This is a genomic window from Streptomyces sp. NPDC059785, from assembly GCF_042732375.1.
Taxonomy (GTDB): domain Bacteria; phylum Actinomycetota; class Actinomycetes; order Streptomycetales; family Streptomycetaceae; genus Streptomyces.
The window spans coordinates 80273-100377 of record NZ_JBHWHV010000021.1 but is presented as its reverse complement, the minus strand read 5'-3'; the positions used below and the strand labels follow the sequence as shown (position 1 = coordinate 100377).

Annotated in this window: 20 protein-coding genes; 7 read left to right on the top strand and 13 right to left on the bottom strand. The window is 72.1% G+C overall.

The features are described from left to right. Window positions 1–85 precede the first annotated feature (85 nt). Window positions 86–943, bottom strand: a complete 858-nt coding sequence (locus ACFV6E_RS18110) for a TIGR03619 family F420-dependent LLM class oxidoreductase (RefSeq protein WP_385162882.1) — start codon at window positions 941–943, stop codon at window positions 86–88. A gap of 138 nt (window positions 944–1081) precedes the next feature. Here ACFV6E_RS18110 and ACFV6E_RS18105 point away from each other — a divergent pair, with 138 nt between their 5' ends. Both ACFV6E_RS18105 and ACFV6E_RS18100 read left to right on the top strand, forming a co-directional pair. Then, window positions 1082–2680 carry a CehA/McbA family metallohydrolase gene (locus ACFV6E_RS18105; protein WP_385162880.1) on the top strand — a complete coding sequence of 533 codons (1599 nt, stop codon included), beginning with the start codon at window positions 1082–1084 and terminating at the stop codon, window positions 2678–2680. A gap of 65 nt (window positions 2681–2745) precedes the next feature. Further along, window positions 2746–3165, top strand: a complete 420-nt coding sequence (locus tag ACFV6E_RS18100) for a nitroreductase/quinone reductase family protein (RefSeq protein WP_385162878.1) — start codon at window positions 2746–2748, stop codon at window positions 3163–3165. 136 nt (window positions 3166–3301) lie between these two features. Here the strand turns inward: ACFV6E_RS18100 and ACFV6E_RS18095 are convergent, their stop codons facing one another. Beyond that, window positions 3302–3739, bottom strand: a complete 438-nt coding sequence (locus ACFV6E_RS18095) for an ATP-binding protein (protein WP_385162876.1) — start codon at window positions 3737–3739, stop codon at window positions 3302–3304. 226 nt (window positions 3740–3965) lie between these two features. Between ACFV6E_RS18095 and ACFV6E_RS18090 the strand changes: the two genes are divergently transcribed. The 3 genes from ACFV6E_RS18090 to ACFV6E_RS18080 are packed head-to-tail and all read left to right on the top strand — an operon-like array spanning window position 3966 to window position 5348. Then, window positions 3966–4817: a helix-turn-helix transcriptional regulator gene (locus ACFV6E_RS18090; RefSeq protein WP_385162874.1), complete on the top strand. Its 852-nt coding sequence runs from the start codon at window positions 3966–3968 to the stop codon at window positions 4815–4817. Continuing rightward, entirely contained in the window at window positions 4705–5040 is a 336-nt protein-coding gene (locus tag ACFV6E_RS18085) for a DUF397 domain-containing protein (RefSeq protein ID WP_385162872.1), read from the top strand. The genes ACFV6E_RS18090 and ACFV6E_RS18085 overlap by 113 nt, the downstream gene beginning before the upstream one ends. 11 nt (window positions 5041–5051) lie before the next feature. Beyond that, the gene (locus ACFV6E_RS18080; RefSeq protein ID WP_385162870.1) at window positions 5052–5348 is read left to right on the top strand and encodes a DUF397 domain-containing protein; all 297 of its coding nucleotides are present in this window, start codon (window positions 5052–5054) and stop codon (window positions 5346–5348) included. Window positions 5349–5360: 12 nt separating this feature from the next. On the opposite strand, the gene ACFV6E_RS18075 is transcribed toward ACFV6E_RS18080, so the two are convergent. The 11 genes from ACFV6E_RS18075 to ACFV6E_RS18025 form a co-directional block, all read right to left on the bottom strand. Then, window positions 5361–5720 (bottom strand): hypothetical protein, encoded by a 360-nt coding sequence (locus tag ACFV6E_RS18075; RefSeq protein ID WP_385162868.1) that lies wholly within the window; start codon window positions 5718–5720, stop codon window positions 5361–5363. Between the two features lie 120 nt (window positions 5721–5840). Then, window positions 5841–6245: a hypothetical protein gene (locus ACFV6E_RS18070; protein WP_385162866.1), complete on the bottom strand. Its 405-nt coding sequence runs from the start codon at window positions 6243–6245 to the stop codon at window positions 5841–5843. 57 nt (window positions 6246–6302) lie between these two features. Continuing rightward, on the bottom strand, window positions 6303–6818 hold the full coding sequence (locus tag ACFV6E_RS18065) for a protease inhibitor I42 family protein (RefSeq protein WP_385462696.1): 516 nt from the start codon (window positions 6816–6818) through the stop codon (window positions 6303–6305). Then, entirely contained in the window at window positions 6790–8394 is a 1605-nt protein-coding gene (locus tag ACFV6E_RS18060) for a peptidoglycan-binding protein (protein WP_385162862.1), read from the bottom strand. Before ACFV6E_RS18060 ends, ACFV6E_RS18065 begins: the two co-directional genes overlap by 29 nt. Window positions 8395–8404: 10 nt before the next feature. Next, window positions 8405–8779 (bottom strand): hypothetical protein, encoded by a 375-nt coding sequence (locus ACFV6E_RS18055; protein ID WP_385162860.1) that lies wholly within the window; start codon window positions 8777–8779, stop codon window positions 8405–8407. 182 nt (window positions 8780–8961) lie between these two features. After that, the gene (locus tag ACFV6E_RS18050; protein WP_385462693.1) at window positions 8962–10434 is read right to left on the bottom strand and encodes an aldehyde dehydrogenase family protein; all 1473 of its coding nucleotides are present in this window, start codon (window positions 10432–10434) and stop codon (window positions 8962–8964) included. Next, complete coding sequence (locus ACFV6E_RS18045) at window positions 10431–12164, bottom strand: amidohydrolase family protein (protein WP_385162856.1); 1734 nt, start codon at window positions 12162–12164, stop codon at window positions 10431–10433. The genes ACFV6E_RS18050 and ACFV6E_RS18045 overlap by 4 nt, the downstream gene beginning before the upstream one ends. Before the next feature lie 13 nt (window positions 12165–12177). Continuing rightward, entirely contained in the window at window positions 12178–13299 is a 1122-nt protein-coding gene (locus tag ACFV6E_RS18040; RefSeq protein WP_385162854.1) for an LLM class flavin-dependent oxidoreductase, read from the bottom strand. Window positions 13300–13422: 123 nt separating this feature from the next. Next, entirely contained in the window at window positions 13423–14235 is an 813-nt protein-coding gene (locus tag ACFV6E_RS18035) for an SDR family NAD(P)-dependent oxidoreductase (protein WP_385462690.1), read from the bottom strand. 7 nt (window positions 14236–14242) lie between these two features. After that, window positions 14243–15193 carry an LLM class F420-dependent oxidoreductase gene (locus ACFV6E_RS18030; protein WP_385162850.1) on the bottom strand — a complete coding sequence of 317 codons (951 nt, stop codon included), beginning with the start codon at window positions 15191–15193 and terminating at the stop codon, window positions 14243–14245. Further along, window positions 15181–16428 (bottom strand): amidohydrolase family protein, encoded by a 1248-nt coding sequence (locus ACFV6E_RS18025; RefSeq protein WP_385462687.1) that lies wholly within the window; start codon window positions 16426–16428, stop codon window positions 15181–15183. The genes ACFV6E_RS18030 and ACFV6E_RS18025 overlap by 13 nt, the downstream gene beginning before the upstream one ends. Window positions 16429–16649: 221 nt before the next feature. Between ACFV6E_RS18025 and ACFV6E_RS18020 the strand changes: the two genes are divergently transcribed. Beyond that, window positions 16650–19586: a BTAD domain-containing putative transcriptional regulator gene (locus ACFV6E_RS18020; RefSeq protein WP_385462684.1), complete on the top strand. Its 2937-nt coding sequence runs from the start codon at window positions 16650–16652 to the stop codon at window positions 19584–19586. 330 nt (window positions 19587–19916) lie between these two features. Beyond that, entirely contained in the window at window positions 19917–20087 is a 171-nt protein-coding gene (locus ACFV6E_RS18015; RefSeq protein ID WP_385162845.1) for a hypothetical protein, read from the top strand. Window positions 20088–20105 lie beyond the last annotated feature (18 nt).

The following is a 20105-nucleotide window of genomic DNA, read 5'->3' as shown; positions in this document are numbered from 1 at the left end:
TCGAGCATACGACCGGGGTGATCAGCCAAAACGTGGCTGACGGGTGTCTCCGCTCACGCGGGACGCGGCCTGTACGGGGCGCCCGTCACGCGCCACGCGGCACGTACTGGGCATACGCGTCGAGCGCCCGCAGGACCTCCGGCTCCCCGGCGGAGGGCAGTTGGACCACGACCTCCTCGATGCCGAGGTCCGTGTAGTGGGCGAGCTTTCCTGGGGTGGGCCGCACGGCGTACGGCACGACGTGGAGCGCGGCGGGGTCGCGCCCGGCGCGGTCCCAGGCGGCCCGCAGCACGGGCAGCGACTCGCCGAGGCCGCCGCCCCCGATGGGCATCCACCCGTCGGCGTACTCGCCGATGTGCTGGAAGAGCACCGGTCCGGCGGCGCCCCCGAGCAGGGTCCTCGGCCCGACCACGCTCCCCCTCGGCCGCTGCGCCGGCTTGGGATGGGCATGGCTGGCGCGCACGCTCCCGTACGTCCCCGCGTACGCGGTCGGCCCGGCCGCCCACAGCGCCCGCATCAGCCCGATCCGGTCCCGGCCGAGGTCCCGCCGGGTCCGCCAGTCCACCCCGTGGTCGTCGGCCTCCTCCACGTTCCACCCGAAGCCGGCCCCGAGCGTGAACCGTCCGCCGGAGAGGTGGTCGAGGGTCGCGATCGTCTTCGCGAGGGCGATCGGATCGTGCTGGGCGATCAGCGTGACGCCCGTGCCGAGCCCGAGGCGTCCGGTCACGGCCGCGGCCTGGGCGAGCGCGACGAAGGGGTCCAGGGTGCGGCCGTACTCGCGGGGCAGCTCGCCGCCGGAGGGGTTCGGGGTGGTGCGCTCGACGGGGATGTGGGTGTGCTCGGGCAGGTAGAGGCCCGCGAAACCGCGCTCCTGAAGTTCCCGGGCGAGCCGGACCGGCCCGATCGTCTCGTCGGTCAGAAAGATGGTGACGGCGATACGCATGCGCTACCTCCTACCACCGGTAGCACGGTTCCGAAAGGCACCGCTCCCCTTCCCGTACCGCTGAGTTCACGGCTGAATACGAGAGTGGACCCGCGTCACTCCAGCCGCTCATCACCGTCTTTCGAGGAAGGCAGCAGCATGTGCGAGGACGAGCACGAGCACGGCCAGGACCACGGGCTCGGCAGACGCGCCCTGTTCGTGACGGGAGCCGCCGCCGCGCTTACGTTGGGCGGCGTGGACTTCGCGAGCGGCGCCGAGGGCGCCGAAGGGACCGAGCGCGCCGAAGGGGCCGGCGGATCCGGCCGGGGCGCATCCGGTGCCGCGGGCACGGTGGTGACGCGGACGGTGCGCGGCACCCTGCCCACGGGCTCCCCGGACTACGTGTACCTCCCGGTCGAAGTACCGTCCGGCGTCCGGGAGATCAAGGTCTCCTACACCTACGAGAAGCCGTCGGTGCCGGCCGGCACGGCGGGCAACGCGCTCGACATCGGCATCTTCGACGAGCGCGGCACGGAGCTGGGCGGCGAGGGCTTCCGGGGCTGGTCGGGCGGCGCGCGCACGGAGTTCTTCCTCCGCGCGGACGACGCCACGCCGGGCTACCTCCCCGGCCCCGTACGGCCCGGCACCTGGCACATCGCGCTCGGCCCGTACACGGTCGCCCCGCAGGGCCTGCCGTACGAGGTGACGGTCACGCTCACGTACGGCGAACCGGGCGAGGTGGCGAAGCCGGTCTACCCGCCGGTGCGGGCGAAGGGCAGGGGCCGGTCCTGGTACCGCGGCGACTGCCACCTCCATTCCTGGTACTCGGACGGCCGCCGCACCCCGGCGGAGATCGCGGCCCTCGCCCGGGCGGCGGGCCTGGACTTCATCAACACCTCGGAGCACAACACGCACTCCGCGCACGCCCACTGGGCCGACGAGGCGGACGACGACCTGCTGATCATGCTGGGCGAGGAGGTGACGACCCGGAACGGCCACGTGGTGGCGCTCGGCACCGACCCCGGCACGTTCGTCGACTGGCGCTACCGGGCCCGCGACAACCGCTTCGGCCGCTACGCCCGCCGGATCCGCCGCGCCGGGGGCCTGGTCGTCCCGGCCCACCCGCACGCCACCTGCATCGGCTGCAACTGGAAGTTCGGCTTCGGGGAGGCGGACGCGGTCGAGGTGTGGAACGGCCCGTACACGGCCGACGACGAGGTGGCGCTCGCCGACTGGGACGGCATGCTGGTCGCGGCGGTGCGCTCGGGCGGCCGGTCGTCCTGGATCCCGGCGATGGGCAACAGCGACGCGCACCGCGACCCGGACGCGGTGGGCCTCCCGCAGACGGTGGTCCTCGCGGACGACCTGTCCCGAGAGGCGATCCAGGAGGGCATCCGAGCGGGCCGCTCGTACGTGGCGGAGTCCAAGACCGTGACCCTGGCCTTCTCGGCGACCGGCCCCCGCGGCCAGCACGCCGGCATCGGCGAACGCCTGGAGGTCCCCCGCGACACCCCGGTGACGGTACGCCTGGAGGCCACCGGCGCACCCCGCTGCACGATCCGCTTCGTCACGGACCAGGGCACCCTGTTCACGACCGGCCCCCTCCCGGTCTCCGGCGAGGGCACAGCCGAATGGCACACGACCCCGGCGAACGCGGCGTACGTACGGGCGGAGCTCCGCCACGAGACGGCGGCGGGCCCGCTGCCGGGCGCCTTGGCGGCGTTCACCAATCCGGTGTTCCTGGGGCGGGAGCAGTGACTGAGCCGATGGCCCCCGGGCGTCGGTGACGGTCGTGGGACCGGCCAGGGGTGGATGATCGGGGTATGCCCCGCCGCACCGACCTGAAGACCGACCTCAAGCACCGGGCCGTCACCTCCTTCCAGCGCCGTATCGGCAACCCGCTGCTGCGCCGCCTGCCCTTCCAGACGGTCCTGGAGACCACCGGCCGAGTCTCCGGCCTGCCCCGCCGCACCCCGGTCGGCGGCCGCCGCATCGGCGACGCCTTCTGGCTGGTCTCCGAGTTCGGCGAGAAGTCCCAGTACGTGCGCAACATCCGCGTGAACCCGCGGGTCCGCGTCCGCATCCGGGGCCGCTGGCACGAGGGCACGGCCCACATCCTCCCGGACGACGACCCGACGGCCCGCCTGCGCACCCTGCCCCGTCTGAACAGCGCGGCGGTGTGGGTACTGGGGAACGAGCTGCTTACTGTGCGGGTGGACCTGGACGGGTTGACGCAGGGGTGAGGTGGGGCGTCGGCCGGTGTGCGTACAGCTTCCTGGCGGGCTCGGCCTCTTCCAGCGGGACCTCGTTTTCTCAGTATGGCGCTGTGCGCCCACGTCGGACATCGGACAGCGTCTGCTCCCGCACGCGGCCCACCGCTCACCGCGACTCCCCGCACTCGGCCCACAGCAGTTTCCCGCCCTTCGACGAGCCCAGCTCGCGCAGCACGGAGGAGCCCCACGCGTCGGCGCAGGCCCGTACGAGGGGGAGCCCCCGGCCGTGCTCGTCGGTCATCGCGGCGGCGGCCTGCGGCGGTACGCCTCTGAAGCCGGGCGGGACCTTCGGATCGGTGTCCCACACCGCGACGCGCACGCGACCGGGGTCCGTGCCGGACAGGACGCGCAGGGCGTACGGGCCCTCGGTGTGCAGGTGGGCGTTGGTGAGCAGCTCCGAGGCCAGCAGCTCGGCGGTCGGTGCGGACGCGGCGAGACCGTGGGCGGCGAGGACGGCGCGGAGGGTGACGCGTGCGACGCCCGGTGCGCGCACGTCGTGCGGGAGTTGGAGGGTGTAGGACCAGGGCGGCGATACGGTGGGCATGGAAGTGTCCGATCACGAGAAGGACTTGGTCCGGTCGGGAGATGGGGAACTTCGTATCCGGTGCCCAGTGACCCGGCCGCTCCGTCGAGCGGGGTGCTTCTGGGCGGGGCGCCTGCGGAGAACCTAGGGCATCCGCAAGTAGCTCTTGCGCGTTTCGAGATAACTTGAAAGAAGTTAGCTCGTATGAGTGAGAGCCCCAACTACGCGCTTGATCGCAGGAGTTCTAATGCCCCCAAGGCCACCGGCATCAGCCCGTCGCCTCCGGCTCGCCGCTGAATTGCGCAAGATGCGCGAGAGAGCAGGCATGACGGCGACCGAGGCCGCACGCACGCTCGGCATCGGTCAGGGGCAGCTCAGCAACATAGAGTCGGCCCGCTTCGGCGTCGGCCCGGACCGACTACGTGCCATGACTCGCATGTACGACTGCGCGGACCAGGCTTTCATCGAGGAACTGGTCCGCATGGCGACGGAGAAGACGACTGGCTGGTGGGAGACGTATCGCGAGTTTCTGCCGGCAAGCCTGTTGCACGTGGCCGAGCTGGAGCACCACTCCACCGCCGTGCGCACGGTCTACTCCTCGTACATGCCCGGGCTGCTCCAGACCTCGGACCACGCCCGCGAGATCTTCCGCCACGCGATCCCCGCTCTCACACCGGCTGAGGCGGAGCATCGCCTCTCTTTTCGACTGAGTCGGAAGCAAGTGCTGCACGAGACCCACCCGGTGAACTATCGGACCGTGATTCATGAAGCCGCATTGCGCATGAACGTCGGCGGCCGGACCGTTGCGCGTGCTCAGCTTCAGCATTTGCTCGACATGAGCGAGCGAGAGCACATCACCGTGCGAGTACTCCCGTTCGATGTCGGCGCCTTCCCGGGCGCGGGGCAGTCCATCAACTACCTGCACGGACCGGTGCCGCAACTGGACACCGCCCAGCTCGATCAGTTTCACGCGCCCGTACAACTGGATGCCGAGGCGCTTCTGGACAAGTACCGGCTGCTACTGGACACGGTCGAGGGCATCGCCCTGGCCCCGGAGAAATCGCGCGCCCTCATCAACACGATCACCCGGGAACTCTGAAAGGACTGAATCGTCCATGAGCACGCAGAACTGGCAGAAGTCGTCCTACTGCGCCCAAGGCGACGCTTGCCTCCACGTCTCCCACGGCCAAATAGCCATCCACCTCACCGAAAGCGCCGACCCCACTCACGCGGTACTGCTAGCAGCCCCCGCCGCATTCGCCGCGTTTCTCGGGTCCCTCAAGGCGAGCGGTGCGCCTGACACCCCCACGCATCACCCGTGAGGTGACCCGAGATGCCTACCACCATCTGGCGGAAGTCGTCCTACTGCGCCCAAGGCGAAGCCTGCCTAAACATCGCCTCTTCCTGGAAGAAATCCCCACACTGCGCCCAGGGGGAATCGTGCGTTCACGTCTCTCTGACCCCGCAGAAGTCGTCCTACTGCCAAGAAGGCGAAGCCTGCCTGCACATATCCCAGGCCCCCGACACCATCCACCTCACCGAAAGCGCCGACCCCACCGAAACCGTCCTCGCCACCACCCCCGCCGCCTTCTCCGCCCTCCTCAGCGCGCTGAAGAGGAACCGCCCCTGAGAGCCGCCGTCATCACGCCGCGGCCAGCGCCGCCATCGCGATCAGCAGGGCCACCAGCACGCCCAAGCCGATCGCGCCCGCTCGGGCACCCCCTCGGGAATGGGCCATAGCGCCGATCGCACCCAACACGGTGAGCGGGACGCCGAAGCGGGCGAGCGCGAGCAGCACGGTGCCCGCCCCCGCGCCCACGTCACGGACGCCGTCCTGGCAACTGCCGCAGGAGATCGCGAGCAGCGGGCCGAAGACGTACACGAACGCGCCGGTCAGCAGGACCACGATCGCCAGGACGGCCAGTCCCGCCCACTGCGCGGCGGAGCGCCGAGCCGTGGCGGCGGGGACGGGCGATGCGGACGCGGTGCCGGTGTTCTCCATGAGGCCCACGCTACGAACGCGGCCCGGCGCCCCACATCCGTCGCCGTACTCAGATCACGTGCTCACGTCACAGCCTCGGATCTCGTGGTCAGATCACGTACACAGGGCTCCGGTCCCGGATCAGCCCCGCGCCCTCGCCACCTGTTTCACCTCGATGATCGTCGCCACGGCTCGCAGCCACGTCGCGGCGGTGTCGTCGGCGGCCAGCCCGCCCGCGAGTTCCGTGCCGGCGCGCAGCCAGTCGCGTACGAGGACCGCCGCCTCCCGGCGGGGCAGCGGCTCGGGCAGGTCGACCGCTCGGGCCAGACCGCCGGCGCGGACCGTGTCGGCGAGGAACGCGACCGAGCGCGGCTCCGTGCCGAGGCGGTCGAGGACCACCGCCGCGCCCGCCGCTCCGTCGCCGAAGAGCGCGGTGCGCCTCGGTCCCGGCGGGGCGGTGAGGCCGTAGCGGACCAGGAGGGCGATGTCGAGCCTGGCCAGCTCGTCGTCGGTGCGGTCGGGGTGGTGCGGGGTTTCGTCAGGCATGGCGGGCCTCGGGGTCTGGTCTCGGCTGGCGCGTCCGTCGCGGTCGGACACCGGCTCTCAGCCGACGGTGACGGTGTAGGTGATGCTCTTCGGCTCGGGGACCGAGGACGGTGCGCCGGTCGCCGGGGCCGGAGAGGTGGTGCTGCCGTTGCAGGCGTAGACCGGGCAGTGCATCAGCACGATCTTCGTGCTGCCCTTGCCGGCGGCCTCGAAGGTGAAGACGCGGTGTCCGCCCGCGCCGTCCATCTTCTCCGCGTCGGCCGAGGCCTCGTACTCCTGGCCTCGGTCGCGTACCACCGCGCTGTCGGGCTTCGGCGCCGCCAGGTACCACTTCTCGCCGGTGGAGACGTTCTCGTCGACGACCAGCGTGAAGCGCTCCCCGGTCTCGGCGGTGATGCTGGTGTCCTGGGTGGGGTGGCTGGAGGGGGCGTTCTCCGGGGAGGCCGAGGTGGTCCCCGTGCCCCGCCCGGTGGGCTCGTCGGTGTCCGTTCCGCAGCCTGCGACGAACGCGAGGCACGTCGCCGCGACGACCGCGCCGATCGCCCTACTCGGGAAGCAGAACGCTGTACGCATTGGGAAGGTCCTTGTCCGAGGCCTTGTTCATGTGCCCGTTGATGAAGTCGTCTTCACTGACCCAGGTGGTCGTGCCCCAGGGATTGTAGATCTGAAGCATGTCGCCCTCCTGGCCGATGATCGTCATCGCATGGCCGACCCGATCACCGTCCTCGTTCTTGCCCTCGACACCGATGGGCACGGGCTTGCCGTCCGCGACGGCCTTCTCGATGTCGTTGAGGGCCGCCCTGCGGTCGTCGGCGCTGCTCACGTCGTGACGCTCGTAGTCGTCGCCGGTGGCGCTTCCGATCGTGGAGTCGACGATGCGCTCCTTGCCTTCGAGGTCCATGCCGTTCCAGCCGTCGCCCCCGTCGCCCTCCTCGTGCAGCCGGTGCTGTTCCGCCACCAGGCGCTCCCTGAAGGCGTCGCCGTCGTTCTCCTGCCCGCTGGGCCCGCCGGTGAGGTCGAGGGCGTACAGGGGATCGACCATGGCGCGCGCGGTGACGGTGGAGGAGGCCACGCAGGTGCCCTCGGAGCCGTCGCCGCCCTGGCTCCAGCCCTGGCCGTCAAAGGCCATGAAGTCCTTGTTGTTGTTCGACCCGTCCTCCGCCAGACCCTCGTCGTTCATGCTGTCAGAGGCGGTGACCACCGGTGTGAGATGTGCGCGCAGCCAGTCCGGGTCCTTGCCGTGGATCTTGCTCCGGAACTTCTCGATGTCGGCGACGCTGTGCCCCGCGGCCAGCGCCTTCATCAGGTAGGCCCGCTCCTGCGGGCTGGACGCGCCCGCGAGCATCTTCTCCACGGCCCGCTCGTCCTTGGCGTTCAGCCCGTCCAGCCGCTGGGAGGCGCGCTGCATGTCGTCCGCCGAGAGGATCTCGTTCAGCTCGGTGGCGGTGCCCGCGACGGCGGTGTCGGCGAGCATCAGCTTGTCGACGGCGGTGAGTTCCTTGGTCTTCATCTTGCCGGTGCGCGCCTCGGAGGCCAGTTTGTTCAGCTCCCGGGCCGCGACCCGGGCGGCCTCCTCGGCGTCGGCGGCGGCCTTGTGCATGTCGTCGAGACCGAAGGCCGCGAAGTGGGCGGCGTTCTTGCGGTCCCACTCCTCCTCGTCGTTTTCGTGCAGATCGTCGAAGAAGCCGTCCCGGCCGCCGAGCGCCGTCTTCTGTTCCCGCAGCTGCCCGCGGCCCTTCTCGTCCAGCCGCTGTGCTTCCCCGAGCGCGTCGCCCAGCGTGAGCAGGACCTTCGCGCCCTTCGTGAACGTCTCGGACATGTGCGTCACGGCGCGTCCTGCCGCGTTCACCGCGTCGGTGGCGAGCACGCTCGTGTCGCCGACCCAGACCTCGGGCAGACCCTTGCGGGCCACCCGGTCCACCCGGTCGAAGACGTCGTCGACGTCTCCGACCCGGCCGCTGTAGCGCTGGCTCACCACCTCCAGCGCGCCCTCACTGCCGTCCGGGGCGTTGACCGCGAGCGCGCTGTCGATCACGTCGAGCACCTCGTTCTTGCTGTCGACGCTGAGCACTCTTTCGCGCAGGTGGGCCAGCCACTCGCGGCGGCCGGAGGGAGTGTCTTCCGGGAAGGGGAAGAAGAAGCCCGACATCGGCCCGCCCTCAGTAGGCCGACAGGGCCGAGGAGCGGCCGGCCGGTGCGGACGTAGGGGTGAGACTGCTCTCGCCGACGGAGACGTCGTTGGCGCCCGTCTCCACGAGGCCGTCGGCCCCGGCGTACGCGCCCTTGGAGAGCCGCACCTTGTTCCCGAGCTCGTGCAGGGCCTCGGCGAGCGTCTTGGCCTCGGTCTCCCAGGCGGTGGCGAACGCGTGGAACGCCTTCACGGCGTCCTCGGAGCCCAGGGTGTCCGCCGTGTAGGTCACCGCGGGGACGGCCGCACGGATCAGCTCCATGTCGTCACCCGCACCGCTGAGTTCCCCGGCCTGGCCGGCCATCCCCGATTTGGACTTGATCTGATAGCCGTCCGAAGAACCCACCCTGTACCCCCGTACGCGGACGATCAACGCTGTCGGGAGGCTAACACGCACCGTACGGGCGGACGGTTGCGGCGGCCCCCGGATCACACGCCTCACACACCTCCCGCACAATCCCCTTCGCGAGCCGCCCGCACCACCCCTTCGGCGAGCCGCCGGCACGCTCCCTTTGGCCAGCCGCCCGCTCACCCCGCCCACACGATCGCCTGCACCTCGCTGTACGCGTGCAGCGCGTACGAGCCCACGTCCCGGCCCACCCCGCTCTTCTTGAAGCCGCCGAACGGGGCCTCCATGTTGCGGCCCGCCGTGTTCACGCCGACGCCGCCCGCGCGGAGCCGCCGGGCGACGCGGAAGGCGCGGGCCACGTCGCCGGACCAGACGTAGTCGATGAGGCCGTAGTCGGTGTCGTCGGCCAGGGTGACGGCCTGCTCCTCGTCGTCGAAGGGGAGCACCGACACCACCGGGCCGAAGATCTCCTCCCGCACCACCCGCATGTCCGGCGTGCAGTCCGCCAGCAGCGTGGGGGCGACATAGAAACCCCTGCCAAGACCCGGGCGTCCGCCGCCCGTCACCACCCTCGCGCCCTCCTTCCGGCCCAGTTCCACGTACGACTCCACCCGGTCGCGGTGGGCCGCCGAGATGACCGGGCCGACGACCGTGCCGCGTTCGCGCGGGTCGCCGACCGGGAGCCGGGACGCGTACGCGGCGAGGCGCGACACCAGTTCCCCGTACACGCCCCGCTGGGCCAGCACCCGCGTCGGTGCCGTGCAGATCTGGCCGCTGTAGAAGGAGAACGTCGTACCGATGCCCCTGACCGCCGAGTCCAGGTCCGCGTCGTCGAAGACGACCGCCGCGCCCTTGCCGCCCAGCTCCATCAACTGGCGTTTCATGCCGCGTCCGCACACCTCGGCGATGCGCCGCCCGACGGCCGTCGAGCCGGTGAAGCTGACCATGTCGACGTCGGGCGAGTCCACGGCCGCCTCCCCGGCCTCCGGGCGCGAGCCGCTGACCACGTTCACCACGCCAGGGGGGACGCCCGCCGCCTCCAGGGCCTCCGCCATGCGGTAGACGGACAGGGGGTCCTGCGGTGCAGGCTTCACCACCACCGTGTTGCCCATCGCCAGGGCCGGGGCGATCTTGCCCGCCGGGTTCGCCCAGGGGTTGTTGTACGAGGTGACGCAGGCGACGACGCCGACCGGCTGGCGGACGGCCAGCGCGCCGAGGACCGCCGCGGCGCCGAACGGGCCCGCCTCGGTCACCTGCGGCGGGATCGCCTGCTCGACCGGTTCCAGGGCGCCCTTCGCGTACCGGCGGAAGCGGGACACGGCGACACCCACCTGCATCCCGCGCGCCGTCGCCGTCGTCGCGCCGCTCTCGGCGCGGGCCAGTTCGGCGTACGGGACGAGGTCGCGCGCCATGAGGCCGGCGGCCCGGTCGAGGATCGCGGCACGCTCGGCGGGGGCCGTGCGCGACCACGCCCCGAACGCCTCCCGCGCCGCCGCCGCGGCCTCGTGCACCTGCCGCCGCGACGCCTCGGGGGCCAGCCCGACGACGTCCTCGGTCGCCGGGTCGATCACCTCGTACCGGCCTTCCTCGGGCTCCACCCACGAGCCCCCGACGTACAGCCGCTGCTGCCCACCGGCGGCCCGCCCGGTCACCGCGTGCTCACCGTCCTGGTGTCCCGCCCCGACCGCAGTACCTTGCCCGGTACGGCGCCCGTGACCACGTCGTCGCGGATCGCCTCGACGCCGTTGACCCACACCGCCCTGACGCCGACCGCCCTGGAGTCCAGGCGCGGGCTGTCGCCCGGCAGGTCGTGCACGAGGGTCGCCTTGCCCGCGTCGATCCGGTCCGGGTCGAAGAGCACCAGGTCGGCGTGGAAGCCCTCCTGTACGCGGCCCCGGTCGCGCAGGCCGAAGAGCCGGGCCGGGTCGTCGGTCAGCATCCGCACCGCCTGCTCCAGCGGCACCAGCTTCCGGCCGCGCAGACAGTCCCCGAGGAAGCGCGTGGTGTACGGGGCGCCGCACATCCGGTCCAGGTGGGCGCCCGCGTCGGAGCCGCCGAGCAGGACGTCCTCGTGGAGCCAGGTCTCGGCGCGCAGCGCCCAGGACGCCGGGTCGTTGTCGGTGGGCATCGGCCACAGCACCGTGCGCAGTTCGTCGGCGGCGCAGATGCTGACCAGGCACGCGAAGGGTTCCTGGCCGCGTTCGGCCGCGATGTCCTTCACGACCCGGCCGGTCAGGCCCTCGTTCGCCGGGCTGTAGGTGTCGCCGATGACGTACCGGGAGAAGTCGGTGAGGCGGCGGAAGACCCCGGCCTCCTCGCTGTTCGCGTGGCGCAGCAGCTCCGCCCGTACCCGCGGGTCGCAGAGCTTCTCGATCCGTTCGGGGACCGGCAGGCCCAGGATCCCGCCCCAGCCCGGGATCAGGTTCAGCGCGCAGAACGTGCCGAGCGACATGTTCATCGGGGTGAGGATCGGCATGGTGAGCGCGACGATCCGGCCGCCTGCCTTGCGGGCGCGCTCGCTCGCCTCCAGCTGGCGCGGTACGCGTTCGGGGACGGCGGAGTCGATGGTGAGGACGTTCCAGTTGAGCGGGCGGCCCGCCGCCGCGCTCATCTCCACGAACAGGTCGATCTCCGCGTCGCTGAACCGGTCCAGGCAGCCGGCCACGATCGCCTCGATCTGGGTGCCCTCGTGCTCGCCGACGGCCCGCGACAGGGCGAGGAGTTCGGCGGGGAGCGCGTGCCGGGAGGCGACCGGCTTCCCGTCGCCGTCGGAGTGGGTGGAGGACTGGGTGGTGGACAGGCCCCAGGCGCCGGACTCCATCGCCTCGTGGAGCAGGGCCACCATCTCGGCCAGTTGCTCCCGCGTCGGCTGTCCGCCCACCGCGTCCGGGCCCATGACGTGCCGGCGCAGGGCGCAGTGGCCCACCATGAAGCCGGCGTTGACGGCGGTGCGGCCGTCCAGGGCGTCCAGGTACTCGCCGAAGGTGTGCCAGTTCCAGGGCGCGCCACGCTCCAGGGCGACCAGGGACATGCCCTCCACCTTGGACATCATCCGGCGGGTGTAGTCGGCGTCCTGGGGGCGGTGGGGGTTGAGCGGCGCGAGCGTGAAGCCGCAGTTGCCGCCCGCGACCGTGGTCACGCCGTGGTTGAGCGACGGGGTGGCGTACGGGTCCCAGAAGAGCTGGGCGTCGTAGTGGGTGTGCGGGTCGACGAAGCCGGGGGCGAGGACCAGCCCGGCCGCGTCCTCCGCCGTACGGGCCTCCTCGCGCACCGTGGCGGCGACGACGGCGATCCGGCCGTCCCGGATCCCCACGTCGGCGGTGAATCCCGGCGCGCCCGTGCCGTCCACGACGGTCGCGCCCCTGATCAGGTGGTCGAGCATCTCGGCGGACCTCCTACTCGGCGGCCCGGCGGAACCGGGTCGTCCGGTGCACCGGGTCCGTGTCGATCTTCGGGATGACGTGCTCGCCCACCAGCCGGATCGTCTGGAGGGTCTGCTCGCTGGGGATGCCGACCGGCAGCCCGAAGGAGAGCTGGTCGGCGCCCGCCTGCTCCCAGCGCTTGCACTGGGTCAGCACCTCGTCGGGGTCGCCGCAGATCATCAGCTCCTCGGCGATGAGGAGTTCGATGATCTCCTCGGTGTACGGGGGCAGTGTCTCGGGCCAGACGGGGATGCCCTCGGGGCGCGGGAAGGTGTCGTGGTAGCGGAAGAGGAGCGACTGGAGGTAGTGCAGTCCGCCGCTCGCGGCGATCCGTACGGCCTCCGCGTGCGTCGGCGCGCAGACGGCCGTCGACGTCACCATCACGTTGTCGTTGACGAAGTCCCCGACCGGCTCGGCCTGAGTGATCGCGGTCTTGTACTGCTCCAGGACCCACTCCATGTCGGAGACCTTCTGCACGCTGAAGCCGAGCACGCCGAGCCCCTTGCGGGCGGCCATGGCGTACGACGGCGGCGACCCGGCGGCGTACCACATGGCGGGGTGGGACTTCCCGTACGGCTTCGGCAGGACCTTGCGGGGCGGGAGGGACCAGTGCCTGCCCCGGAAGCCCTGGTACTCCTCCTGGAGCCACATCTTGGGGAACTCAGCGATGGTCTCTTCCCAGATCTCCTTGGTGTGGTTCATGTCGGTGATGCCGGGGAGGAAGCCGAGGATCTCGTGCGAGCCCGCGCCCCGGCCGCTGCCGAACTCGAAGCGGCCCTCGGAGAGGTGGTCGAGCATGGCGACCTTCTCGGCGACCTTCACCGGGTGGTTGACCTGGGCGAGCGGGTTGAAGATCCCGGAGCCGAGGTGGATGCGCTTGGTGGCGTGGGCGAGGTAGCCGAGGAAGACGTCGTTGGCGGAGAGGTGCGAGTACTCCTCCAGGAAGTGGTGCTCGGACGCCCAGGCGTACTTGAAGCCCGCCTTGTCCGCCTGGATGACGTACTCGGTCTCCTCCATCAGCGCCTTGTGCTCCGCGAGCGGATCGGTGTCGGCGCGTGTGCCCACGTAGCCCTGTACGAAGATGCCGAATTCCACGGGCGCCTCACCGTCCTCTTCCTCGTTCGTGCTCCGCGTGAACGACGGTGTTTCTGACGCACCGTCAGATTATGGGGCCGACTGTTCCACCGGCCACCGGGGCAGTCAAGGGAAGGGGACGAGCTAGAGCACGCTGACCCCCGCCAGCCAGCCGCCGTCGATCACGAACGGCTGTCCGGTGATGTACGAGGAGTCCTCGCCGGTGAGGAAGAGCGCCAGGCGCGCCACCTCCTCGGGGCGGCCGATCCGGCCGAGCGGCACGCGCTTGCCGTAGTACGCGTCGAGCGCCGCCCCGCCGTCCCCTCCGCCGCGCTCCCGGTCTCCGCCCCGCTCCCGGTCTCTCCCGCGCTCCGGGTCGAGCAGCGACGGGTTGCTCATCGCGGTGTCGATGGCGCCGGGGCAGACGGCGTTGACGCGGATGTTGCGGCCCGCCAGTTCGAGCGCGGCCACCCGGGTCAGCCCGACCACGGCGTGCTTGGCCGCCGCGTACGCGCCCACGTACGCCATGCCGGTCAGGCCCGTGTACGAGCTGGTGTTGACGATGGTCCCGCCGCCCGCCGCCGCGATCTCGGGGGCGACGGCCTTGATGCCGAGGAAGACGCCGACCTGGTTGACCTGCGTGATCTGCTGGAACTCCGCGAGCGGGGTGTTCAGCAGCTCGTTGAAGCGCAGGATGCCGGCGTTGTTCACCAGCCCGTCGATCCGGCCGTACGCGGCTGAGGCCGCGGCGACGGCCGTGCGCCAGTCGTCCTCCCGGCCCACGTCGAGGTGCACATAGGTCGCGCCGATCTCCGCCGCCAGCGCGGCGCCCGGCTCGTCCAGCACGTCCGCGACGACCACCTCGGCACCCTCGGCGGCGAAGAGCCGCGCCTCCTGCTCGCCCTGCCCGCGCGCCGCCCCGGTGATCAGCACGACCCGTCCGTCCAGCCTGCCCATGGCACTCCTAGTCGAGAAGGGGCGCGACCTGCGCGCCGAACGCGGTCATCTGGTCGGTCAGTTCGCCGCGCGAGCGCGCGCGGAAGCGGACCTGGAGCTGACCGACACCCATCGCCCGGTACGCGCGCAGCGACTCCGCGAGCGCCTCGGGGGTGCCGGTCAGGGTGCGGCGGCCCACGTCCCAGGCCGCCTCGCCGACGTACAGCGGCTCGGTGATGGCGCCGATCACGAGCGGGGTCCCGACGCCCGCCTCGGCGCGCAGCTCGCGCAGCCGGGCGATCTGGGCGGGCATCCGTTCGCGCCGGTCGCCCTGCGGCAGCCAGCCGTCGCCGCGCTCGGCGGCCCGGCGGACGGCCGCGGGCGAGGAGCCGCCGACCCAGACCGGCACCCGCTCCTGGGCAGGCCTGGGCCGCTGCCCGAGGCTCTCAAAGGAATACCGCTCGCCGTGGTGGACGGGGTACTCCTCGGGCCCGAGCGCGGCCCGGAGCGCGTCGACCGACTCGTCCAGGACCGCGCCCCGCCGCGCGAAGTCCGCGCCCAGCGCCTCGAACTCCTCCCGTACGTGCCCGGCGCCGACGCCGAGGATCAGCCGGCCGCCGGAGAGGTGGTCGAGGGTCGCGTAGCTCTTGGCGGTGGCGAGCGGGTGGCGCAGGCCGACCACGGCGACGTGGCTGAGCAGCCGGACGCGGGAGGTGACCCCGGCCAGGAAGGCGAGCGTGGCGACCGGGTCGTACCAGACGGTGCCCATGGCGTCCGCGAGGCGGCGCGGCACGGCGACGTGGTCGCAGGCCGCGACGTAGGCGAAGCCCGAGCGGTCGGCGGTGCGGGCGATCTCGGCGAGGTCGTCCGCACCCGCGCGCGCCTCCCACGCCTCGGCGTAGAGCGTGCTCTGCGACTGGACGGGGAGCTGGATGCCGTAGGCCGGCCACTCGCCCGGCCAGGCGGTCAGCCCGCCCACAGGCCGTCCTTCGTCAGCCCCAGCAGTTCGATGGCGTTGCCGCGCACGATCCGCTCCACGACGTCCGGCGCCAGGTGGCCCATCTGGGCCTCGCCGACCTCGCGGGACTTGGGCCAGGTGGAGTCGGAGTGCGGGTAGTCGGTCTCGTACAGGACGTTGCCGACGCCGATCGCGTCCAGGTTCCTCAGGCCGAAGGCGTCGTCGAAGAAGCAGCCGTAGACGTGCTCGGCGAAGAGCTCGGAGGGCGGCCGGTGCACCTTGTCGGCGACGCCGCCCCAGCCCCGGTTCTCCTCCCAGACCACGTCGGCGCGCTCCAGGATGTACGGGATCCAGCCGATCTGCCCCTCCGCGTACATCACCTTCAGCCCGGGGAAGCGCTCGAACTTGCCGCTCATCAGCCAGTCGACCATCGAGAAGCAGCAGTTGGCGAAGGTGATGGTGGAGCCGACGGCGGGCGGCGCGTCGGCGGAGGTGGAGGGCATCCGGCTGCTGGAGCCGATGTGCATGGCGACGACCGTGCCGGTCTCGGCGCAGGCGGCGAGGAAGGGGTCCCAGTCGTCGGTGTGCACCGACGGCAGCCCCAGGTGGGGCGGGATCTCGGAGAAGGCCACCGCGCGTACGCCACGGGCGGCATTGCGCCGTACTTCGTCCGCCGCAAGTTGCGGATCCCACAGCGGGATCAGCGTCAGGGGTATCAGGCGCCCCCGGGCCGCGGGGCCGCACCACTCCTCCACCATCCAGTCGTTGTACGCGCGCACCCCGAGAAGGCCCAGCTCACGGTCGTCGGCCTCGGTGAAGGTCTGCCCGCAGAACCGTGGGAAGGTGGGGAAGCAGAGCGCCGACTGCACGTGGTTGACGTCCATGTCGGCGAGGCGCGCGGGTACGTCGTAGGAGCCGGGGCGCATCTGCTCGTACGTGATGACTTCGAGCCGGATCTCGTCGCGGGAACAGCCGACGGCGGTGTCGAGGCGGGTGAGCGGGCGGCGCAGGTCCTCGTACACCCACCAGTCGCCGAGCGGTCCCTCGTCGCCCGGGGCGCCCATGACGGGCTTGAACCGGCCGCCGAGGAACGACATCTCCTTCAGCGGCGCGCGGACGATGCGCGGGCCCGCGTCCTGGTACTTCGCCGGCAGCCGGTCCCGCCAGACCTCGGGCGGCTCCACCGTGTGGTCGTCCACCGAGATGATCCTCGGGAAGGTGAACTCTGGCCGCTCCCTGCTTTTCGTGGTCTCCATACGGGTCACCGTAGCGCCGAACTGACGACCCGTCAGGTATGCGGGAGCCTTGCACATTCCCGTCCCAGACGGTCGAATCCGAGCGGAAATGTGAGGAGAGCGCGTGAGAACCTTGTGATGCACCGTCCGTCCCACTGTGATCGCTCTCTCCCACGGCTGACGCATCCCCCATGAACAAGGCAAACTGGCCTCGTTGTCATGACGCTTGGCAGGGGGCAGCAATGGACGGTGTACCGCGAGTGCCGGAGCAGCGGGGCCCCGATGATTCGGCGGCGCTGCGCTTCGCCGTGCTCGGCCCGGTGCGCGCCTGGCGCGGGGACGAGTCCTTGCCCATGGGGTCCCCGCAGCAACGCGCCCTGCTGGCCGCGCTGCTGCTGCGCGAGGGCCGTACCGCCACCGCGGCGGAGCTGATCGACGCGCTGTGGGGCGACGAACCGCCGTCCCAGGCGCTGGCCGCCGTGCGCACCTACGCCTCCAGGCTCCGCAAGGTGATCGACCACGGCGTCCTGGTCAGCGAGTCCGGCGGCTACGCCATGCGGCTGCCGGACCCCGGCGCGCTCGACCTCACCCAGGCCCAGCAGCTGGCCGCCGACGCCGAGAAGGCCAAGAGCGGCGGCGACCTGTGCCACGCCCGCGCGGTGCTGCACGAGGTGCTGGAGCTGTGGGACGGCGAGCCGCTGGCCGGCGTCCCGGGACCGTACGCGGAGAACCAGCGCACCCGGCTGGTCGAGTGGCGCCTGCAACTCCTGGAGTCGCTGCTCGACATGGACCTGGAGCAGGGCTGCCACGCGGAGGCGGTCTCCGAGCTGACCGCGCTGACCGCGGCCCACCCGCTGCGCGAGCGGCTGCGCGAGCTGCTGATGCTGGCGCTGTACCGCAGCGGACGCCAGGCCGAGGCGCTGGCCGTCTACGCCGACACCCGGCGGCTGCTCGCCGACGAACTCGGCGTCGACCCCCGCCCCGGCCTCAAGGAGCTCCAGCGGCGCATCCTCCAGGCCGACCCGGCGCTCGCCGAGCCGTCCGCGCCGGCCGCCGAACCGGCCGCCGCGCCCGTGCGCCCGGCGCAGCTCCCGGCCACGGTCCCCGACTTCACCGGCCGGGTCTCCTTCGTCTCCGAGCTCGGCGACATCCTCGCCTCCGCGGAGGGCCGCGTGATGGCCGTCTCCGCGCTCGCGGGCATCGGCGGCGTCGGCAAGACGACGCTGGCCGTGCACGTCGCCCACCGGGCCCGCACCGCCTTCCCCGACGGCCAGCTCTACGTCGACCTCCAGGGCACCGGGCCGCGCGCCGCGGAGCCCGAGACGGTGCTCGGCTCGTTCCTGCGCGCCCTGGGCGCCGCGGAGGTGCCCGACACCCTGGAGGAGCGCTCGGCCCTGTACCGCTCGATGCTCGACGGCCGCCGGGTGCTCGTACTGCTGGACAACGCCCGCGACGCCGCCCAGGTCCGCCCGCTGCTGCCCGGCACGGAAGGCTGCGCGGCACTGGTCACCTCGCGGGTGCGGATGGTGGACCTGGCCGGGGCGCACCTGGTCGACCTGGACGTGATGTCCCCGGAGGAAGCCCTTCAGCTCTTCACCCGGATCGTCGGCGAGGAGCGGGTGGCGGCCGAGCGGGAGGCCGCCCTCGACGTGGTCGCCGCCTGCGGCTTCCTGCCGCTGGCGATCCGCATCGCCGCCTCCCGGCTGGCCTCGCGGCGCACCTGGACCGTCTCGGTGCTCGCCTCCAAGCTCGCCGACGAGCGCCGCCGCCTGGACGAACTCCAGGCCGGCGACCTGGCCGTCAAGGCCACCTTCGAGCTCGGCTACGGCCAGCTGGAGCCCGCGCAGGCCCGCGCCTTCCGCCTGCTCGGCCTGGCCGACGGCCCCGACATCTCGCTGGCCGCCGCGGCCGCCATGCTGGACCTGCCCGTCGAGGAGGCCGAGGACGTCCTGGAGTCCCTGGTCGACACCTCCCTGGTGGAGTCGGCGGCGCCGGGCCGCTACCGCTACCACGATCTCGTACGGCTCTACGCGCGTGCGTGCGCCGAGCGCGACGAGCAGCCGCCGAGCGAGCGGGACGCGGCGCTCTCCCGACTCCTCGACTTCTACCTGGCCACGGTCGCGGGCGTGTACGCGCTCGAGCGGCCCGGCGACCGCCTGGTGGACCACCTGGAGAACGCCCGCCACCCGGGCCTGGTCTTCGAGGACCGCCACCGCGCCCAGGACTGGCTGTACGCGGAGGCGGTCTCCATGCTGGCCTGCGTACGGCAGTCGATGGGCCCGGACACCCTGTCGCGGGCCGTGGACTGCCTCTGGGCCGCCGTCGACGTCGCCGAGTCGGGCGCCAACTCCAAGGGGTACGAGGCGGTCGCCGAGGCCGCCGTCGCCGCCGCCCGGGCCCTGGGCCACACCCGCGCCGAGGCCCGCGCCCAGAACGCGCTGGCCTTCGTGCACCAGTTCACCGGCCGCTTCGACCTCGCCGACCAGGAGGCGGCCCGGGCCGTGGAACTGGCCCTGGCCTGCGAGGACCCCATGACCGGCTGCTGGTCCTCCAACATCCGCGGTGTGATCGCGCTCTACCAGAACCGGCACGACGACGGCGAGGCCCTCCTCACCCAGGCCCTCGAGGGCTTCCGCGTCTTGGAGGACCGCCCCGGTGAGGCCAGCGCCCTGTGCAACCTCTCCCGGATCCACCTCGCCGAGGGCCGGACCGCGAGCGCCGTAGCCCTCGCCCAGCAGGGCACGGTCATGTACGACGACATGGGCCACGCGTTGAGGTCCGCCAACGGCCGCTACGCGCTGGGCCTCGCGCTCGCCCAGAGCGGGCAGCTCGGCCAGGCCGCCGAGCGGCTCCAGGAGGCGCTGGACGTCTTCCGCGACAGCCGGCAGCGGCTGTGGGAGGGCATGACCCTGTTCCGGCTCGCCGAGGTCGACCTCTCCGCGCGGCGCGCCGCCGGCGCCGCCGCCAACGCCGAACTCGCGCTGACGGTGCTGCGCGGCATCGGCGGCGAGTGGCGACGGGGTAACGTGCTCACCGTCCTGGGCCGCGCGCTCAGCGGCATAGGCCAGATCGGCCGCGCCCAGGTCTGCTGGCGCGAGGCCCTGGAGATCTACGAGACGCTGGGGGCCGCCGAGGCGGAAGAGGTGCGCGGGCTGCTGAAGCCGCTCGCCGTGGCCTGACAACCGCCGCACAAGACCGCCCGCCGGGGCCTGACACCCGGCCGCCGGGGCCGCTCGCAAGGTCCCGGCCCCCGGCCGCCAGGGCCGTCCGCAAGGGCCGTGAACAGGCCCGGAGGCGGGCGGTCCTGCTCGTTCATCGTTCGTTTATCGCCGCACGGCATATTCAACGTGTCGATCCGTCGCGTCGGGGGGCAGGCGGGGCGGCAAAGGGCCGCACCTTAGGGTGATCCGGCCAAGAAGGTGCCCGCCCGGCGACCCACGGGGGAGTCGCCGGGCGGGTCCCTTTCCGAACGAAGACCCAGCTGTTCCAACTGTCAGGGGAGTGCAGTCATGAGCGACGAGAACACCACCGACAACGTCCACGCCACCAGCGAGCCGGTCACCACGAAGAACGTGCACGCGACGAGCGAGCCGCTCGCCACGAAGAACCTGCTCGCCACCGACGAGGAGACCGGCGACACCTCCACGGACAACGTCCACGCCACGGAGGAGAAGCCCTAACGAGCCTCACCGCACGGG

What these genes read in the sequence shown, in the direction of transcription:
- ACFV6E_RS18110 (WP_385162882.1), bottom strand. Translation starts at nt 943, where the DNA reads ATGCGTATCGCCGTCACCATCTTTCTGACCGACGAGACGATCGGGCCG.
- ACFV6E_RS18105 (WP_385162880.1), top strand. Translation starts at nt 1,082, where the DNA reads ATGTGCGAGGACGAGCACGAGCACGGCCAGGACCACGGGCTCGGCAGA.
- ACFV6E_RS18100 (WP_385162878.1), top strand. Translation starts at nt 2,746, where the DNA reads ATGCCCCGCCGCACCGACCTGAAGACCGACCTCAAGCACCGGGCCGTC.
- ACFV6E_RS18095 (WP_385162876.1), bottom strand. Translation starts at nt 3,739, where the DNA reads ATGCCCACCGTATCGCCGCCCTGGTCCTACACCCTCCAACTCCCGCAC.
- ACFV6E_RS18090 (WP_385162874.1), top strand. Translation starts at nt 3,966, where the DNA reads ATGCCCCCAAGGCCACCGGCATCAGCCCGTCGCCTCCGGCTCGCCGCT.
- ACFV6E_RS18085 (WP_385162872.1), top strand. Translation starts at nt 4,705, where the DNA reads ATGCCGAGGCGCTTCTGGACAAGTACCGGCTGCTACTGGACACGGTCG.
- ACFV6E_RS18080 (WP_385162870.1), top strand. Translation starts at nt 5,052, where the DNA reads ATGCCTACCACCATCTGGCGGAAGTCGTCCTACTGCGCCCAAGGCGAA.
- ACFV6E_RS18075 (WP_385162868.1), bottom strand. Translation starts at nt 5,720, where the DNA reads ATGGAGAACACCGGCACCGCGTCCGCATCGCCCGTCCCCGCCGCCACG.
- ACFV6E_RS18070 (WP_385162866.1), bottom strand. Translation starts at nt 6,245, where the DNA reads ATGCCTGACGAAACCCCGCACCACCCCGACCGCACCGACGACGAGCTG.
- ACFV6E_RS18065 (WP_385462696.1), bottom strand. Translation starts at nt 6,818, where the DNA reads ATGCGTACAGCGTTCTGCTTCCCGAGTAGGGCGATCGGCGCGGTCGTC.
- ACFV6E_RS18060 (WP_385162862.1), bottom strand. Translation starts at nt 8,394, where the DNA reads ATGTCGGGCTTCTTCTTCCCCTTCCCGGAAGACACTCCCTCCGGCCGC.
- ACFV6E_RS18045 (WP_385162856.1), bottom strand. Translation starts at nt 12,164, where the DNA reads ATGCTCGACCACCTGATCAGGGGCGCGACCGTCGTGGACGGCACGGGC.
- ACFV6E_RS18035 (WP_385462690.1), bottom strand. Translation starts at nt 14,235, where the DNA reads ATGGGCAGGCTGGACGGACGGGTCGTGCTGATCACCGGGGCGGCGCGC.
- ACFV6E_RS18025 (WP_385462687.1), bottom strand. Translation starts at nt 16,428, where the DNA reads ATGGAGACCACGAAAAGCAGGGAGCGGCCAGAGTTCACCTTCCCGAGG.
- ACFV6E_RS18020 (WP_385462684.1), top strand. Translation starts at nt 16,650, where the DNA reads ATGGACGGTGTACCGCGAGTGCCGGAGCAGCGGGGCCCCGATGATTCG.
- ACFV6E_RS18015 (WP_385162845.1), top strand. Translation starts at nt 19,917, where the DNA reads ATGAGCGACGAGAACACCACCGACAACGTCCACGCCACCAGCGAGCCG.